Below are 16,298 nucleotides of genomic sequence, written 5' to 3' on the forward strand. Positions count from 1 at the left end.
GGCTGCCGAGGCGGGGCTAGGGCCTGTTGCGAAAGTCCCGCCTGCCCCGCGACGCCCGGCACGCACTCTCGCCGCACCGGGCACAAACCCATGTACGTCCACTACGAGGGCTTGCACCCGGCACTCCCCCAGCCTCCGGCCGGGGGGACCCCCAGAGCACGCACCGGACGCCGCGGGGCCCGCCCTCCGGGCGGATGACGGGACCTTTGCAACAGGCCCTAGTTGAGGGTGGGTCTCTGCTCAGTACCGCGGATCCACCAACGTAGAAGCCGGTGGTGCCGTCACCGGCGTCTCCAGTGCGTCTCTCTCCAGGTCCCTCTGCGTGAGCGTGCGCGGTTTCGGGCCGTCGGCCGGCAGCCGCAGCCGCGGGGCGTGGCGACCCGTCGCCGCCAGGATGAAGCCCCAGTCGTGCGGGGCCCTGGACTCGCCCGCCACGCGGTCGGGGCCCGCGGTGAAGCCACGGTCGTGGCCGAGGACCCGGTAGGGGGTCGTGGCCAGGCCGGCGGCCCGCATGGTCGCCGCCACCGTCCAGAAGACCCGGGCGTGGGCCTGGACCGGGCCGGCGTGCACGACCAGGCGGCCGCCGGGGGCGAGGGCGCGGCGGGCCAGGCCGTAGAACTCCTCGGAGTACAGCTTGGTGCTGGCCGTGATGCCGGGGTCGGGCAGGTCAGCGATCACGACGTCGTACGCGGCGGGCTGCGCTGCCCGGCGCAGCCAGCAGAAGGCGTCGGCGGTGACCACGTGGACGTGCGGGTCTTCGTAGGCGTGGCCGTTGAGCGCGGAGAGGGCGGGGTCGTGACGGGCGAGGCGGACCAGGCCCGCGTCGGGTTCCACGACGTCGACGTGGTCGACGCCGGTGTGGCGGAGCACCTCGCGCACGGCCATGCCGTCACCGCCGCCGAGGATCAGCACGCGCGCGTGCGGACCGCTCAGCGCGGGGTGGACGAGGGCTTCGTGGTACCGGCGTTCGTCACGGCCGCCGACGCGCAGCCGGCCGTCGAGGAAGAGGTCGAGGGGACGGCCCCGGGTGCCGCCGGTGAGGACGATCTCCTGGACGTCTGTATGGAGGGCGACCCGGACGTCGTCGCCGTAGACCGCGTGCCGTGCGGCCCGTTCGAAGTCGTCGACGTGGACGGCGGCGGAGGCGAGGAGGCCGAGGACGGTCACGTTGGCGACGAGGAGGATCCAGCGGGCCCGGCGGGACAGGTCGCGGCGGAACAGACCGAGGACCAGGGCGCCCCCGGCCACGACGTTGACCGTGCCGGTGAGCAGGGTGCCCGTCAACTGGCCGAGAAAGGGCAGCAGGAGGAAGGGGAAGGCCAGCCCGCCGACCAGCGCGCCGACGTAGTCCGCCGCGAACAGGTCGGCCACGGCGCCGCCCGCGTCCTGGCGGCGGATGCGCTGGATGAGCTCCATCAGCAGCGGCACCTCGGCACCGATCAGCAGACCGATGGCGAGGGAGAAGGCGACCAGGAGGCAGCGCGGGCCGGCCGGCCACGGGCCGCCCCAGCCGCCGGTCCAGGCGAAGACGGCGTACAGGGCCATGGCGCTGCAGCCGCCGATCAGCGCCAGCGTGGCCTCCACCGCGCCGAATCCGGCCGCCGCGCGCCAGCGCAGCCGCTTGGCGGCCAGCGAGCCGACTCCCATCGCGAAGACCATCACGGACAGCACGACGGAGGCCTGGGTGACCGAGTCACCGATCAAGTACGAGGCGAGGGCGACGAGTTCGAGCTCGTACACCAATCCGCAGGCAGCACAGACGAAGACGCACGCCAGTACCAGGAACCGTCCCGTCCCCGGCCGCACGGGCAGCGGCGCGGGGGCACCCCAGGACGGCGGCGCGCCCGGAGGGGCGGGTGCGTGCGGATCGATCACTCTGCGACGTTACGTCACTCGCTCGGTACGCCTCGTCACCCACACGTGTGGAAATCGGCCGCCCTTGACGCCTCGTTGGTTTATGTCATCCGGGGAAGCGCTGGGGCACCGGAACCCTTGCGCCGACCCTGGTCCGGGTCGCCACCAACTGGCCGTCCTGCGGGTAGGCGTGCCAGGTCCGCCAGTGCACCTGGCCCTCGTGCCGCTGGGCCAGCATCGCCGTGAACGCGTGCGGGCTGCCCGGGAAGACCCCGGCGAGGCCGTGCGGATGCTCGGAGACGAGGGCGAGCAACTCCTGGGCGCGGCCCGCGAAGGAGCCCGGTGACAGCACCTCGACGCGGGCCGCGAACTCGTACTCCCAGTCGCCGACGCGCTTGGCGACCCCGAGCGGCAGTGGGGTGCTGGACCCCGGGATGCACGCCACCGTCTCCGAACAGCAGCCGCACTCCTCCTCCAGGAGCACCTGGTGGGACGCTCCCAGCAGTCTCAACTGCAGCTTCGCCCCGGTCAGTTCCAGATCGAGGGTGGCCAGGGCGGGCAGCGGTTCGCGTCCCAGGGCCCAGGCGAGGTCGGCCGCGCGCGTATCGGTGTAGCTGGTGTTCAGGGTCGTGAGCATGGATCGGCTCCGCTAACACGCAAAAGGGGAGGAGTGTGGTCCGGCGCACCTCGGTCGACACCGGGAGGTCGGCGCGGCCGGCCCAGCCAGGGGAGGGGTGTCGTCAGGACGTCCGAGGCGCTGCTTTGGTGATTTAGAGGGAATCATGAACTGTGGCATTGCCACAGCGTTTTTACCCAACTTCGTGCGGTTTCCATCCCTCAGAGGGCTCCACAGCTCAACTGTTCAACCATTTTGTGCGCCGGGCTCCATCCGGCGCACGCCGGGGCGCCCGCGGAGAGCTCCTCGCTCTCCGGCCGGACGCCCCGGTTCCCCCCTGTGCCCGAATCCCCCGTATCGCTCGGGTCTCTCGGGTCTCTTGGACCCCCCAGTTCTCCCGGATGCCCCGGTCAGCTGCCCCCGCCGCAACCGCCCCCGCCGCCGCACGACGAGCCGCCGCCGCAGGAGGAGTGCCCTCCGCCGCAGGAGTGACCCCCGTGCCCTCCGTGGCCCCCGTGGCCCCCGTGCGAGGGCGACGACGATCCCGAGTCCCCGGCCCACCAGCTGCCGGAGCCGTCGTAGGAGGAGCCGCCCCGGCCGGACGCCCCCTTGGTCAGCCCGCCCCTGTGGGCCGCGGTCCCGACGATCACGAAGCAGACGATCACGGCCGCCACCACGATGAAGACGATGCCCATGGCGTCACCTTCTTTCGGTTCGCGCGGAGCGGCCCCCCGTGGGCGCCCCGGCCGCCGCGTGAGCGCGGCGTGAGCTGGGGATGCCCGGCCCTGCCGGCGGCCAAAGCAGAGTTGAGGAACTTCTGAGGGTCCACGCACGAAAACGGCCCCTGACCTGCGCAGGCGGCACGATCCCACGCCCGCCGACACCACCACCGTGCCGGACCCACATGATCAAGTCACCAGGTACGGCTGCCCTAGGGACCGGCCGTCCACAGGTGCTGGAACTGGGCGGCGACGACCTGTTCATACGGAAGTGGAGCCGACAGCCGGCCGATGGACCGCGCGAACCGACAAGCTCCCTCGATGGCATCGGGTGAGACGGCGGGATCGAAGAACGGCGCGTCGCGAGCCACCAGCGCCCCGATGAGCTCCGTCTCCTCGGGCGGGAAGATCCGTCGCGCCGCCTCGGTGGCCAGCGACGGGTCGGCGCGCAGCGCCCGCTGGGTCTTCACGACGGCGCGGACAGCTGCCGCCGCGTCGTCGGGGCGCTCGGTGACCAGCCTCTCGGAGGCGACGAGCGCCGGAAACGTATAACCGCGGGCGACATCGGGCCCATCCCCTCGGCGGACGTCGAGCAGCATCGTGGCCATGCCCAGGCGGATCGCAAGCTCCGCTCGCATCGCGTTGCCCCAGAAGGCATCCGCGCTGCCCTCGGTCAGCGCCTGGATCCCGACCCTGGCCAGGTTGTCCAGCCCCTCGGGCGGCCGAGGAGCGGGAACCACCCGCACCTCGTCCCGTTCGAAGTCGAGGCAGCCGTCGACGAGCAGCTTTCTCAGCAGAATGCCGGGCTGACCGGAAGCGCTGATGCGGAGACCCTTCAGCGCGCTCATGTCGCCCTTGACCGCGCCCAGGTCGGCGCGCACGGCGAGGAACCAGTAGGTGTACTGCGACAGTGCGCACAGGACTTTGCCACCGCGCCACTGGTCAAGACATTCGAACGCGACGTACGGGGAGGCGCCGTAGAAATCCACGTCGCCGTCGACGAGTACGCGCCCCGGGTCGACGGGAGGAAAGACGAACTCGGCGTCGAGCCCCTCCGCTTTGAAGAAGCCGAGCTCGACCGCGGCCGTGAGCGGGAAGTACGAAGGGGAGATGACATCGGGGACCGTGACACGCATCGCGTTCCTCCTCCCGGTGAATTTTACGCCACGACCGGCCGGCCGGCGTGCGCATCGCGCCGGTCCGGGGAGGCACCAAGCGTCGTTGCCGATGGTCTCCACGGCGAGCCCCGCTGGCACTCGCCCTTGAACGCAAGTTGAGGACTCCGGAGCTTGGGCGCAGGATGACCGGCATGACCTCCAGCGAGCGCCCCCTCCTGAACCGCCGGCTCCTTGAGTTCGGGACCACGATCTTCGCCGAGATGTCCGCCCTGGCGCTCAGCACCGGGTCCATCAACCTGGGACAGGGCTTCCCGGACACCGACGGCCCAGAGGAGGTCAGGGAGGCGGCCGTGCGCGCGCTGCGCGAGGGGCGCGGCAACCAGTACCCGCCGGGGCCGGGCGTCCCCGAGCTGCGCACCGCGATCGCCGCGCACCAGGAACGCTGGTACGGGCTGTCGTACGACCCGGACGCCGAGGTCCTGGTCACGGCGGGCGCGACGGAGGCCATCGCGGCCGCCCTGCTCGCCCTTGTGGAGCCGGGTGACGAGGTCGTCGCCCTGGAGCCGTACTACGACTCCTACGCGGCCTGTATCGCGATGGCCGGCGGCACCCGTGTCCCGGTCACCCTCCGCCCGGACGGCGCCACCTTCCGCCTCGACCTCGACGAACTGCGCGCCGCCGTCACCCCCCGCACCCGCCTCCTCCTGATCAACACCCCGCACAACCCGACCGGCACGGTCCTCACCCCCGCCGAGCTGACCGCGATCGCCGAGCTGGCGGTCGAGCGTGACCTGCTGGTCGTCACGGACGAGGTGTACGAGCACCTGGTCTTCGACGAGGCCGGGCACCTCCCCCTCGCCACCTTCCCGGGTATGCGCGAGCGCACGGTCACCATCGGCTCGGCCGGCAAGACCTTCTCGTTCACCGGCTGGAAGGTCGGCTGGGTGACCTCGACTCCGGAACTGGTCACGGCGGTGCGCTCGGCGAAGCAGTTCCTGACGTACGTCTCCGCGGGACCCTTCCAGTACGCGGTCGCAGAGGCCCTCGCCCTCCCGGACGCCTACTTCGAGTCCTTCCGCGAGGACATGCGGACCAAGCGCGACATCCTCGCGGCGGGCCTCACGGAGGCGGGCTTCAAGGTCTACGACACCGCCGGCACGTACTTCATCACCACCGACATCCGCCCGCTGGGTGAGACCGACGGCTTCGCCTTCTGCCGTTCGCTCCCGGAGCGGGCGGGGGTCGTCGCCATCCCGAACGCGGTCTTCTACGACCACCGGGAGGCGGGGGCGCCGTTCGTGCGGTTCGCGTTCTGCAAACGCACCGAGGTACTGGCGGACGCGACGGAACGGCTGCGGAAGCTGTCGTAGGCTCCCAGGAAGGGGAGGGGCCTACAGGGCGCTCAGGGGCACCGCCCCCGGCACCGCCCACCCTTCCGGCGCCCGCCAGTCCCGCCACCGCTCCCACCAGCCGGCGCCCCGCTCCACCAGCTCCACGACGGAGGCGGCGGCCTCCCGCACGGCTGCCGCCTCCGCGTCGGTGAAGCCGCCGGTGCGGTGCCGCTCGGCGAAGTGGTCCTCGTCCTTCCAGCGGTACGGCGACCCGTCCGCCGGCAGCAGCAGGTCGAGTTCCTGGTCGAGGGTGTCGAAGCCGTGCTCGGTGCGGAGCATCGGCTCCTGGAAGTTGACGTACCAGCCGGTGAACTCGCCGCCGGCGTAGCGCGCCCAGACCGAGTACCCGTCCCCGGGCCGCTGCAGTTGCAGCACCCCTTCCGACTGCCAGAACGGCTCGAAGGCGGTCCACGGGTGCGGTCCCCAGCGGAACGGGCCGGGGCCGAAGGTGAGCGGGGTGCCCTGGGCGAGGTGGACGGCGAGCAGGTCGCCGGTGTCCTCGACCACGCGCACCGGGTAGACCATCCACTCACGCCCGTCGAGGATCTCCCGGCGGACGATCACCTCGTGCGCGGAGAACAAGCGGTTTCCCATGATCGCGACCGTAGCAGCCGCGCCCGATATCACTCCCGGGCCCGTCGGCGCCCCGCGCCACGCCTGGAGCCGTGCCCGTCCGCTACCCCATCGGGCGCATATTTCTCGCACATCACCTCGGTCCCCCGGCAGGGTGCCAGTGTGAGCCACGCCAGCACCACCGCCAGCACGACCACCGGCACCCCCGCCCTCGCCCCGCCCGTCGCGCCCGGCACCCGGCTGCCCCTCCTCACGGCGGGCGGCGTCGCCGTGGGGCTGTTCGCGGCGGCCCGGCTCATGGGCATGGCCGTGGTCGCGCTGGCCGCCTGGGGCGGCGGCAGGCATCCGCTGACCCTGCTCGGCCGGTCCTGGGACTCGGCCTGGTACCTGGGCATCGCGGCGCACGGCTACGGCCGCACCCTGTACTTCGGCCCCGACGTCGTCCACAGCGACCTGGCGTTCTTCCCGCTCTACCCGGCCCTGATCCGCACCCTGACGGCCGTCACGCCGCTGAGCGGGGCGGGCGCGGGCCTGCTGGTGTCCTGGACGGCCGCCGCCGTCGCCGCCGCCGGCATCTACGCGGTGGGCGCCCGTCTGCACGACCGCGCGGTGGCCACGGCCCTCGTGCTCCTCTGGGGCCTGCTTCCGCACTCCGTCGTCCTGTCCATGGCGTACACGGAACCGGTCCTGACCGCGTTCGCCGCCTGGTCCCTCTACGCGGTCCTGGCCGGGAACTGGCTGTGGACGGGCGCCCTGGCCGCCCTGGCCGGCCTGTCCCGGCCGAACGGCTTCGCGGTCGCGGCGGCCGTGCTGCTCGCCGCGGGCTGCGAGATACACCGCACCCACGGCCGGGTTACCCACAGGCTGTGGACGGGCGCGGCACTCGCCCCGCTCGGCTGGACCGGGTACGTCCTCTGGGTGGGCCGCCGCACCGGCGATCCGCTGGGCGGCTACTTCGACGTACAGCGCCTGTGGGGCTCACGCTTCGACTTCGGCCGGGGCTCGCTCCGCTACGTCCGCGGCCTGCTGCTGCGCGGCGACCGCGTCGTCTTCCCGATCGCCCTGGTGATCGTGGCGGCGGCGGTGGTCCTCTACGCGCTCCTGCTGCTGGACCGGGCTCCCCTCCCCCTCCTCGCCTACACCGCCGTACTCCTCCTGATCACGCTCGGCGGCTCGGGTTTCTTCGAGTCGAAGCCGCGCTTCCTGCTGCCCGCCTTCCCGCTGCTGCTCCCGCTGGCCCGGGCGCTGGTCCGCACGGCGAGAGCCCGGCCCTGGCACGCGACCGTGGTGGTCGCGGCCCTGGCCGGGCTCTCATTCGGCTACGGCGCGTACCTCGTCGTGAACGCCGGCACGCCTCTGTAGAACTGCTTACTCCTCGTCGTCCTCGGGCTTGTCGGCCTCGTTCACGGCATCCTCCAGGCCGAGCTGCTCGACGAGCCACTTGTCGAACTCGATGGCGGCCCGCACCCAGCTGACCGTGGACGACACGAAGTGGTTGATGTCGACACCCGTGCCGATCAGCATCTGCGCCTCACCGATGAGACGGACGGTGCCGTCGTCGTGGGTGTGGGTGTAGACCTTGGGCCACAGGGTCCGCCGGTTCCAGTCGTCGATGGACTCCAGCAGCAGCGGCTTCTCGTCGATCTTGTGGGGGCGGTCGTAGAACGTCCGTACCGAGAAGACCGACTGCTCGTCCTCGCCGCGGAACATGAAGTACGTACGGAACTGCTCCCACGGCGCCGCGAGGTCGCCCTCGTCGTCGACGACGTACTTGAGCTCCATCTGGTCGAGGAGCTGCTTCACGAGATCCTGATCCGGGACGACGGGGCCCGCCGGTCCTTGGGGCTGCGGCTCGGGCTGGCCCCCGAAGTTCGGGATCGAGGACGGGTCGATGGTCACCGTGAATTTCCCTTCGTCTGGACTCCGCCATCCTCCCCCATCCGGGGAGGGGGGTGGCAACCCCCGCCCCGGCGGGTTCATCTCCCTTTGGCGGAATTCCGCTCAGAGCGTCTTTCCGGTGCCCTGACCGGTGCTTTCGACGGCTCCCCCGGCCGTCGCCGGGCCCACGATCAAACTCTCCCCGAAGGCGTCCACCCGGATCGTGTCGCCGTCCTTGACCTCGCCGGACAGGATCTCCTTGGCCAGGCGGTCGCCGATGGCGGTCTGGACCAGTCGGCGGAGCGGGCGGGCGCCGTACGCCGGGTCGTTGCCCTCCTCGGCGAGCCAGGCCAGAGCCTCGGGCGTGACCTCCAGGGCGAGGCGGCGGTCGGCCAGGCGCCTGGCCAGCCGGTCGATCTGGAGCCGGGCGATCCGGGCCAGCTCCTCCTTGGCCAGGGCGGAGAAGACGACCAGGTCGTCCAGGCGGTTGAGGAACTCCGGCTTGAAGGAGCGCCGGACGACGTCGAGGACCTGCCGCTTCTTCTCCTCCTCGCCGAGCCCCGGGTCCACCAGGTACTGGCTGCCAAGGTTGGACGTCAGCACCAGGATGGTGTTGCGGAAGTCGACCGTGCGGCCCTGGCCGTCGGTGAGCCGGCCGTCGTCCAGCACCTGGAGGAGGATGTCGAAGACCTCCGGGTGGGCCTTCTCCACCTCGTCCAGGAGGACCACGGTGTAGGGGCGGCGGCGGACCGCCTCGGTCAGCTGGCCGCCCTCTTCGTAGCCGACGTATCCGGGCGGGGCGCCGACCAGCCGGGCCACGGTGTGCTTCTCGCCGTACTCCGACATGTCGATACGGACCATCGCCCGCTCGTCGTCGAACAGGAAGTCGGCGAGGGCCTTGGCGAGTTCCGTCTTGCCGACACCGGTCGGGCCGAGGAAGAGGAAGGAGCCGGTGGGGCGGTCCGGGTCGGCGATGCCGGCGCGTGAACGTCGTACGGCGTCGGAGACCGCTCGTACGGCCTCGGCCTGGCCGATCAGACGGCGGCCCAGCTCGTCCTCCATGCGGAGCAGCTTCTGGGTCTCGCCCTCCATCAGGCGCCCGGCGGGGATACCCGTCCAGGCCGCCACCACATCCGCGATGTCGTCGGAGCCGACCTCGTCCTTGACCATGGTGTCCCGGGCCGTCTCCTCCTCGGCCTCGGACGCGGCCTCCAACTCCTTCTCCAGCTGCGGGATCTCGCCGTACAGCAGCTTGGAGGCGGTGTCGAAGTCGCCGTCGCGCTGGGCGCGTTCGGCGGTGCCGCGCAGTTCGTCGAGCTTCTCCTTCAGCTCACCGACCCGGTTCAGGGACTGCTTCTCGCGCTCCCAGCGGGCGTTGAGGCCGCGCAGGTCCTCCTCCTTGTCGGCGAGGTCGCGGCGCAGCTTCTCCAGGCGCTCCCGGGAGGCCGGGTCGGTCTCCTTCTCCAGCGCCAGCTCCTCCATCTTCAACCGGTCGACGGAACGCTGGAGTTCGTCGATCTCCACGGGCGAGGAGTCGATCTCCATACGCAGCCGCGAGGCCGCCTCGTCGACCAGGTCGATCGCCTTGTCGGGGAGGAAGCGGGAGGTGATGTAACGGTCGGAGAGGGTCGCGGCGGCGACCAGCGCGCTGTCCGCGATCTGCACCTTGTGATGGGCCTCGTAACGGCCCTTCAGGCCACGGAGGATGGCGATGGTGTCCTCGACGCTCGGCTCGGCGACCAGCACCTGCTGGAAGCGCCGCTCCAGCGCCGGGTCCTTCTCGATCCGCTCCCGGTACTCGTCGAGCGTGGTCGCGCCGACCATGCGCAGCTCACCGCGGGCCAGCATCGGCTTCAGCATGTTGCCGGCGTCCATGGCTGAGTCACCGCCGGCTCCTGCGCCGACGACCGTGTGCAGCTCGTCGATGAAGGTGATGATCTGCCCGTCGGAGTCCTTGATCTCGGCGAGGACGGTCTTGAGCCGCTCCTCGAACTCACCGCGGTACTTCGCGCCCGCGACCATCGCGCCCAGGTCCAGCGCCACCAGCCGCTTGTCCTTCAGCGACTCGGGCACATCCCCCTTGACGATCCGCTGGGCGAGCCCCTCGACCACGGCGGTCTTGCCGACGCCGGGCTCACCGATGAGTACGGGGTTGTTCTTGGTACGGCGGGAGAGCACCTGTACGACCCGGCGGATCTCCTGGTCCCGTCCGATGACCGGGTCGAGCTTGCCGTCCCGGGCGGCGGCGGTGAAGTCCGTGCCGAACTTCTCCAGCGCCTTGTACTGGCCCTCGGGGTCGGCGGTGGTCACCCGGCGCCCGCCGCGCGCCTTCCGGAACGCTTCCGCCAGCTTCTTCGCGGTGGCCCCCTGCCGGTCGAGCACCTCGCCGGCCGCGCCGCCCTTCGCGGCGATGCCGATGAGCAGGTGCTCGGTGGAGAGGTAGTCGTCGCCGAGGTCCCGGGCGCGGTCGGCCGCGTCGGCGAGAACCGCGAGCAGTTCGCGGTTGGGCTGCGGCGGCGCGACCGTGGAGCCGGTCACGCTGGGCAGCGCGGCCAGCGCGCGCTCGGCGCCCTGGCGTACGGCGGCCTGGTCGGCGTCGACCGCCGCGAGCAGGTCGGTGATGTTCGCGATGTCCTGCCGCTGGCCTTGCCCCTGAAGCAGAGCCAGCAGCAGGTGGGCGGGCGTAAGGTCCGCGTGTCCCTCGGTCACGGCCCGGTTGGTGGCCGCGTTGATCGCGTCCCGGCTCCTGTTGGTCAGCTCGGCGTCCACGTTCGCGTTCTCCTCCTCGGCGTCGTTCGGCTGACTCAGCCAACGTACACAAAGTTGAGTCTATTTCACTCAAGATGGGGAACGGGAGGCCTTCCGGGGAGCAGCTTCGTGACACATCTGACGGGCGCTGCGCGCCTCGCGCGGCCGGGCGGTTCCGGTCGATCTCGCATGATCGCGGACAAGTCGGGCGATCACGCCCAGCCGAGCACGAAGGCGGCCGGCCGGCCGGGTGTCGGTAGAGGGGATCGAGCAGGTGCCCCGGGGTGTCCACCCTGTTCCGCCGACGTCTCATCGACGGGTTTCAGCCACCGTGAGTCTTGGCCGAAACCGGCCGATACCTCGAAATGTCCCCAGAAAACTGCAGCGGCGTCACCGTGTTCAGGTCACGGTGACGCCGCTGCGGGGGGAAGTACCTGAGCGATCTTTTACGACGGGGGAATCGCGTCAGGCACTGCGGGGGGTGGCTGAAATGGTCCGCACGTCCGGAACATCCGGCTCAGCCAGCCGGTGGTCCCGTTGGTCCAGATTCACAAAAATCATTCCGTACCGGACCGCACACCGCACGGGCTGCGGCGCACCCCGGGGCTTGCGCAGACACCGGTACGCCCGTACGTCCTCTTCCTCGTCCCGCGTGACGACGACCGGCTCTCCGAAAACGGTCACCATCAGCGAGTCACCACTGTGGGGGATGGCGGTGACCAGGTCGATGAAGTGCCAGCCGGAGCGATAGGCGGTGGCCATCTCGCGGCGGAAGGATCGGTCGTCGGGTGGGGTGGTCACTTCAGCTCCCGGCTCCATCGGTCGCGGAATCAGCAGTGCCGGCAGTCTCGGAGTCCGCGACCACCGCAGGCCAGGTGCTGTTGGCGTGAACCTCACTCCCCCCTGCGGCCGAAAAGCCACTGAGCACCCCGAGGGCTGCAACGGCGGAGAAGGCAGCGACAAGCACCGAGCGAAGCAGTCTGTTACGCATGTTCGGCTTCGTCCTCACTTGTAAGGTCCCCTCTTCCCCCGTCAGGTACGACGATGGCTCATTCGGGCACGTCATGGCCACACAATCGGTGCATCATGTTCCTGCATGTTCAGGACCCTGGGGGGTGGAGTTTTGGTAACAAGTCACTCGAATACGACACATCCCCACGCCTCGAACGAACTGTGCGCGGAGGGTAGTCGTCTGTACGCGGCCGCTCTGCGCGCGGGACGCATTGCCCGCGCGGACGCGGAACCGGCTCCCTGCCTGATGGATTCTGCCCTGCTGCACCCCGATCCCGACGATCCGAACTGGTTGCGCCCGGTGCCGCCGGCGATCGCACTGGCCCAGCGTCTCAATCCCATCGAGCGCGAGATCAGCGCACGCCGTCAGCTGGCCACCGACATCGCCGGCACCTTCGAGCACTTCCTGTCCATCGGCGGTCAGTCGGCGTCGGGCGGCGGCTCGATCACGGTGCTGGAGGGCGGCGAGCGCATCAACGCCGCGCTCAACCTGGCCACGGCCCAGTGCCATACGGAGATGCTCACCGTCCAGCCGAGCGACCGCGTCTCCGAGCAGAGTGTGCTGCGTGGGCTGGAACGCGACAAGCCGCTCATAGAGCGCGGTGTACGGATCCGGACGCTGTACCAGCACACCGCCCGCTACAGCCAGGAGAAGCTGGCCTACGCGGCACAGCTCGCCGACGGCAAGGTGGAGTACCGCTCCATAGACGAGTTGGTGGAACGCCTCATCATCTGTGACGAGACCGTCGCCTTCATACCCATCCGGGACGACCAGCAGGTCGCCCTGGAACTGCGCCACCCGGGCTTGGTCCGCTACCTGGTCAAGGTGTTCGAGTTCATGTGGTCCAGAGCGGTTCCGCTGAGCGCCGGCACCCCCTATGAAACAGCTCCCGACGGTATCACCGACATCCAGCACTCGATCGCGAAGCTGCTCATCGAGGGGCACGTCGACGAGGCCATCGCACGTCGGCTGGGCATGAACGTCCGCACGTGCCGCGCCCACATCGCCAAGCTGGCCCAGGTGCTCGGCAGCGGCAGCCGCGCGCAACTCGGCTACCTGATCGCCCAGTCCGGGATCCTGGACCGGAAGCTCCCCGGGGAGGGCGGTGTCCGGTGACGCCGGCCCCGCACACCGAGCACGACATCGAGGACCTGTGCACCGCGGGGACGGAGCTGTACGAACGGGCCCTGGGTGAAGGGCACATATCTGCCCGGGACGCCGCCGAGGCGCGCTGTCTCGTCGACCTGGGCCTGCTGCACCCGGCGCCGGACGACCCCGGCCGGCTGCACCCCGTGGCCCCCGCCGTGGCCCTGAACCGGCTGCTGCGCGGTGGCCGTGCCCGCATCGCCGAGGCGTGGCTGCGGGACGAACGCCTGGTGGAGTTCCTCGAACCGCTGACCCGCGTCGAACGCCGGCCCACCACGACGGCCGACACCCCGGCACTGCGGCTGCTGAGCGGCACCCGGCGGATCAACCAGGCCATCGACGAGGCCATGGCACAGGCCCGGCGGGAAGTCCTCTGCATCCAGCCGCACGCGGGCATGGTCGGCGAGCGCGGCACCGCCGCGTACTCCGCCGCCTACGGCCGCGACAAGGCTTTCCTCGACCGCGGCGGCCGGTTCCGCACGCTCTACCAGCACACCCTGTTCCATGCGCCGAACGTGTACGCCCATGCCGAGGAGATGACGGGCGACAACGTGGCCCGGGGCCTCGACGAGGTGCCCGGCCGGCTGTTGGTCATCGACGGCACGGTCGCCTTCCTCCCCGCCGACGACCACGGGAAACTCGCCCTGGAGGTCAGCCACCCGACGCTGATCACGTACTTCGTCACCACCTTCGACCGCCTCTGGCGCCTGGCCACCCCGATGTTCCCCAAGGCCGAACTCCGTCCCACCGTCAAGGGTGTGACACCACGTCAACAAGCCATCGCCGCCCTCCTTGTCGAAGGCCACACCGACGCCGTCATAGCCGAGCGCCTCGGGATGAACATCCGCACCGCCCGCGACCACATCGCCAAGCTTGCCGCCACCCTCGGCAGTGAGAGCCGGGCCCAGCTCGGCTATCTCATCGGGCGGTCCGGGATCCTCGGGGAACGGGAGAGCGGGCTGTGAGCCGGTGCGAGCACGGGGTCGAGGCACTGTGCGCTGCCGGGGCGAGGGCGTACGAGCAGGCTCTGCGCACGGGCTACATCAGGGCCCGGGACGTGGTGGACGCGCCCTGCCTCACCGACCTCGGTCTGCTCCACCCGGCTCTCGACGACCTGGACCGGCTGGAGCCCGTGGCCCCCGCCGAGGCCCTGCACCGGCTGCTGCGCTCTTCCGCCGCCCGGGTCGCCGACGCACGCCGGCGTGAGGAACGACTGGTGGAGCAGTTCGAAAGGTTCATCGGCGGCACCGCGAAGAACGTTGCGGGCACCGGCACCCCCACGCTCCGCCTGCACAGCGGCACGCGCCCCATCAACCAGGCCATCACCGACGCCATGGCCGAAGCGAGCCGGGAAGTGCTCGGCATCCAGTCGCACGCCGGTCTCACCGGCGCCCGCGGCCGGTCCGCCGCAGCGACCGCCCGTGACCGGGACCAGGCGATCCTCGACCGCGGCGCCCGAATCCGCGCCCTCTACCAGCACACCCTGCGCCATGTGCCGTCCGTGTACGGCGGCTTCGAGCAGCTGCGGGGCGACATCGAGGTGCGCGGTCTGGACGAACTGCCGGACCGGCTGTTCGTCATCGACCGCGCCATCGCCTTCCTGCCGGCGGCCGACGACGGCAGCCTGGCCCTCGAAGTCCGTCATCCCGCGCTGATCACGTACTTCGTCACCGCCTTCGACCGGCTGTGGCGGCTGGCCACTCCCATCTACCCGGACCTGGAGCACCGCCCCACCGTCAACGGCGTCACCCCCCGCCAGCACGCCATCGCCGCCCTCCTCGTCGAGGGCCACACCGACGCCGTCATCGCCGAACGCCTCGGCATGAACATCCGCACCGCCCGCGACCACATCGCCAAACTCGCCGCCACCCTCGGCAGCGACAGCCGCGCCCAACTCGGCTACCTCATCGGACGCTCGGGGATCCTTGATCAGGAAGGCTGATCACGGGCGGCGCCCCGCTCGCCTCGCCCGGCGGCCGGTCCAGCCCCACCTGCGCTATCCGCACGCCCAGTTGGGTACGGCTGGCCGCGCCCAGCGTCTCCGAGAGGCGGGCGATGTGGGCGCGGCAGGTACGGACGCTGATGCCCAGACGTTCGGCGATGACGGCGTCCTGGTGGCCCTCCGCCAGCAGCGCCGCGATGGACCGCTCCCGGTGCGAGATGCCCTCGATACCGGTGTCGGGGAGAGGGGCGGTGAGGGGGATCGCCAGCCGCCACAGCCGTTCGAAGACGGTGACGAAGTACTCGACCAGGGCCGGGTGGCGCAGCTCCAGGGCCATCGTGCGGTCGGCGTTCGCGGGAATGAACGCCACCGTGCGATCGAAGAGGATCAGCCGGTCGATGACCTCGTCGAGCGTCCGGGCCTCCACCGCGTCGCCCATCAGCTCCAGGTAGTTGAGCAGGCCCTGGCCGTGCCGGGCGACATGGGTGTACAGGTCCCGCATGCGCACGCCACGGGCGCAGGGCGACCGCCCGATGCAGTCCCTCGGTCAGTTCGGACTCACGGCGGATACCGCCCGGCTGCACGGTCAGCACCTCGCTCGTGCACGCCTCCGTCGCCTCGTCCATCGCCGCCTGGATCCGCGACAGCCCGTCCAGGACCCGGATCGCCGCCGTGCCCTCGGCGGAGGCCGACACGACCTGCAACGGCCGTCCCAGACCGGCGTACCACTCGAAGGCCGCCACGGCCGAGCCCACCCGCCGCTGGCTGTCGGTGACCTCGTCGTAGAGCCCGCGCAGCAGCCGGGTCATGACCTCCTGCGGGGAGGTCGGCACCAGCCAGTCCATGTCGTCGGGGTCCGGGTGCAACAGTGCCAGCTCCAGCAGGCAGGGCACCGCGTCGGCGTCCGTGCGCAGCACCCGGCCCCGGCGCACGGCACGGGAATACACGCGATCCCCGGCGGCGCACAGTCGGTCGGCACCGTGTGGATGCTTCTCCGTCCCGAGCCCGGCCATCGCCCATTCCACCCCCGGTTTGCTGCCTCTTCCGCAGCGCAACTATGAGCGGTCCGGACCGTGTCCGCAACACGGCTCCCCTCGCACCGGGCGTCTTAATGCACCGTTACGCCCCGCTATCTTCCGGCCTCCGCAGCCCGCGCTGCAACAAGATGACGGTGGTGGCGGCGGGGTCACGGGGGCATCGTGGGTGTCGCTTCCCACGGGTGTTCGCCGGACACTCGGGGGGTCCCGGACCATCCCCCCGATCGGACCGGGGCCCCCGCAACGCGCCCACGGGGGAGGCGC

13 protein-coding genes and 1 pseudogene are annotated in these 16,298 nt (G+C 70.9%); 5 read left to right on the forward strand and 9 right to left on the reverse strand.

Features of this window, described 5'->3' with window-relative positions; all coding sequences use genetic code 11:
* Window positions 1–240: 240 nt before the first annotated feature.
* The 4 genes from ABZ396_RS04760 to ABZ396_RS04775 all read right to left on the reverse strand — a co-directional run bounded on the left by ABZ396_RS04760 (window position 241) and on the right by ABZ396_RS04775 (window position 4,325).
* On the reverse strand, window positions 241–1,875 hold the full coding sequence (locus tag ABZ396_RS04760) for a polyamine aminopropyltransferase (RefSeq protein ID WP_358920269.1): 1,635 nt from the start codon (window positions 1,873–1,875) through the stop codon (window positions 241–243).
* 85 nt (window positions 1,876–1,960) lie between these two features.
* Window positions 1,961–2,491 carry a DUF2617 family protein gene (locus ABZ396_RS04765; protein WP_358920271.1) on the reverse strand — a complete coding sequence of 177 codons (531 nt, stop codon included), beginning with the start codon at window positions 2,489–2,491 and terminating at the stop codon, window positions 1,961–1,963.
* 389 nt (window positions 2,492–2,880) lie between these two features.
* Window positions 2,881–3,165, reverse strand: coding sequence for a hypothetical protein (locus tag ABZ396_RS04770; RefSeq protein WP_358920273.1), 285 nt, complete (start codon window positions 3,163–3,165; stop codon window positions 2,881–2,883).
* A 236-nt stretch (window positions 3,166–3,401) separates the two neighbouring features.
* Window positions 3,402–4,325, reverse strand: coding sequence for an ABC transporter substrate-binding protein (locus tag ABZ396_RS04775; RefSeq protein ID WP_358920275.1), 924 nt, complete (start codon window positions 4,323–4,325; stop codon window positions 3,402–3,404).
* Window positions 4,326–4,489: 164 nt separating this feature from the next.
* On the opposite strand from ABZ396_RS04775, the gene ABZ396_RS04780 reads away from it, so the two are divergent.
* Window positions 4,490–5,677 (forward strand): pyridoxal phosphate-dependent aminotransferase, encoded by a 1,188-nt coding sequence (locus ABZ396_RS04780; protein ID WP_358920277.1) that lies wholly within the window; start codon window positions 4,490–4,492, stop codon window positions 5,675–5,677.
* Window positions 5,678–5,698: 21 nt separating this feature from the next.
* Here the strand turns inward: ABZ396_RS04780 and ABZ396_RS04785 are convergent, their stop codons facing one another.
* On the reverse strand, window positions 5,699–6,292 hold the full coding sequence (locus ABZ396_RS04785; RefSeq protein WP_358920279.1) for a DUF402 domain-containing protein: 594 nt from the start codon (window positions 6,290–6,292) through the stop codon (window positions 5,699–5,701).
* Between the two features lie 276 nt (window positions 6,293–6,568).
* On the opposite strand from ABZ396_RS04785, the gene ABZ396_RS04790 reads away from it, so the two are divergent.
* Window positions 6,569–7,633 carry a hypothetical protein gene (locus tag ABZ396_RS04790; protein ID WP_358920414.1) on the forward strand — a complete coding sequence of 355 codons (1,065 nt, stop codon included), beginning with the start codon at window positions 6,569–6,571 and terminating at the stop codon, window positions 7,631–7,633.
* Window positions 7,634–7,639: 6 nt separating this feature from the next.
* Here ABZ396_RS04790 and ABZ396_RS04795 read toward each other — a convergent pair whose 3' ends face one another.
* From ABZ396_RS04795 to ABZ396_RS04805, 3 genes are all read right to left on the reverse strand, one after another.
* Complete coding sequence (locus ABZ396_RS04795) at window positions 7,640–8,170, reverse strand: YbjN domain-containing protein (RefSeq protein WP_358920281.1); 531 nt, start codon at window positions 8,168–8,170, stop codon at window positions 7,640–7,642.
* Window positions 8,171–8,272: 102 nt separating this feature from the next.
* A complete protein-coding gene (gene clpB, locus ABZ396_RS04800) occupies window positions 8,273–10,918 on the reverse strand; it encodes an ATP-dependent chaperone ClpB (protein ID WP_358920283.1) in 2,646 nt (881 codons plus the stop codon).
* Window positions 10,919–11,362: 444 nt separating this feature from the next.
* Window positions 11,363–11,659, reverse strand: coding sequence for a (2Fe-2S)-binding protein (locus tag ABZ396_RS04805; RefSeq protein WP_358920416.1), 297 nt, complete (start codon window positions 11,657–11,659; stop codon window positions 11,363–11,365).
* 334 nt (window positions 11,660–11,993) lie between these two features.
* Here ABZ396_RS04805 and ABZ396_RS04810 point away from each other — a divergent pair, with 334 nt between their 5' ends.
* The 3 genes from ABZ396_RS04810 to ABZ396_RS04820 are packed head-to-tail and all read left to right on the forward strand — an operon-like array spanning window position 11,994 to window position 14,997.
* Window positions 11,994–13,025: a helix-turn-helix transcriptional regulator gene (locus tag ABZ396_RS04810; protein WP_358920285.1), complete on the forward strand. Its 1,032-nt coding sequence runs from the start codon at window positions 11,994–11,996 to the stop codon at window positions 13,023–13,025.
* Entirely contained in the window at window positions 13,022–14,020 is a 999-nt protein-coding gene (locus ABZ396_RS04815) for a helix-turn-helix transcriptional regulator (protein WP_358920287.1), read from the forward strand. Before ABZ396_RS04810 ends, ABZ396_RS04815 begins: the two co-directional genes overlap by 4 nt.
* Window positions 14,017–14,997: a helix-turn-helix transcriptional regulator gene (locus tag ABZ396_RS04820; RefSeq protein WP_358920288.1), complete on the forward strand. Its 981-nt coding sequence runs from the start codon at window positions 14,017–14,019 to the stop codon at window positions 14,995–14,997. Before ABZ396_RS04815 ends, ABZ396_RS04820 begins: the two co-directional genes overlap by 4 nt.
* On the opposite strand, the pseudogene ABZ396_RS04825 reads toward ABZ396_RS04820, so the two are convergent.
* A pseudogene (locus ABZ396_RS04825) lies at window positions 14,960–16,010 on the reverse strand (helix-turn-helix transcriptional regulator). The gene ABZ396_RS04820 and the pseudogene ABZ396_RS04825 sit on opposite strands and share 38 nt — an antisense overlap.
* Between the last annotated feature and the right edge of the window lie 288 nt (window positions 16,011–16,298).

This window comes from Streptomyces sp. NPDC005866, assembly GCF_040629895.1.
In the GTDB taxonomy this organism is placed as follows: Bacteria; Actinomycetota; Actinomycetes; order Streptomycetales; family Streptomycetaceae; genus Streptomyces.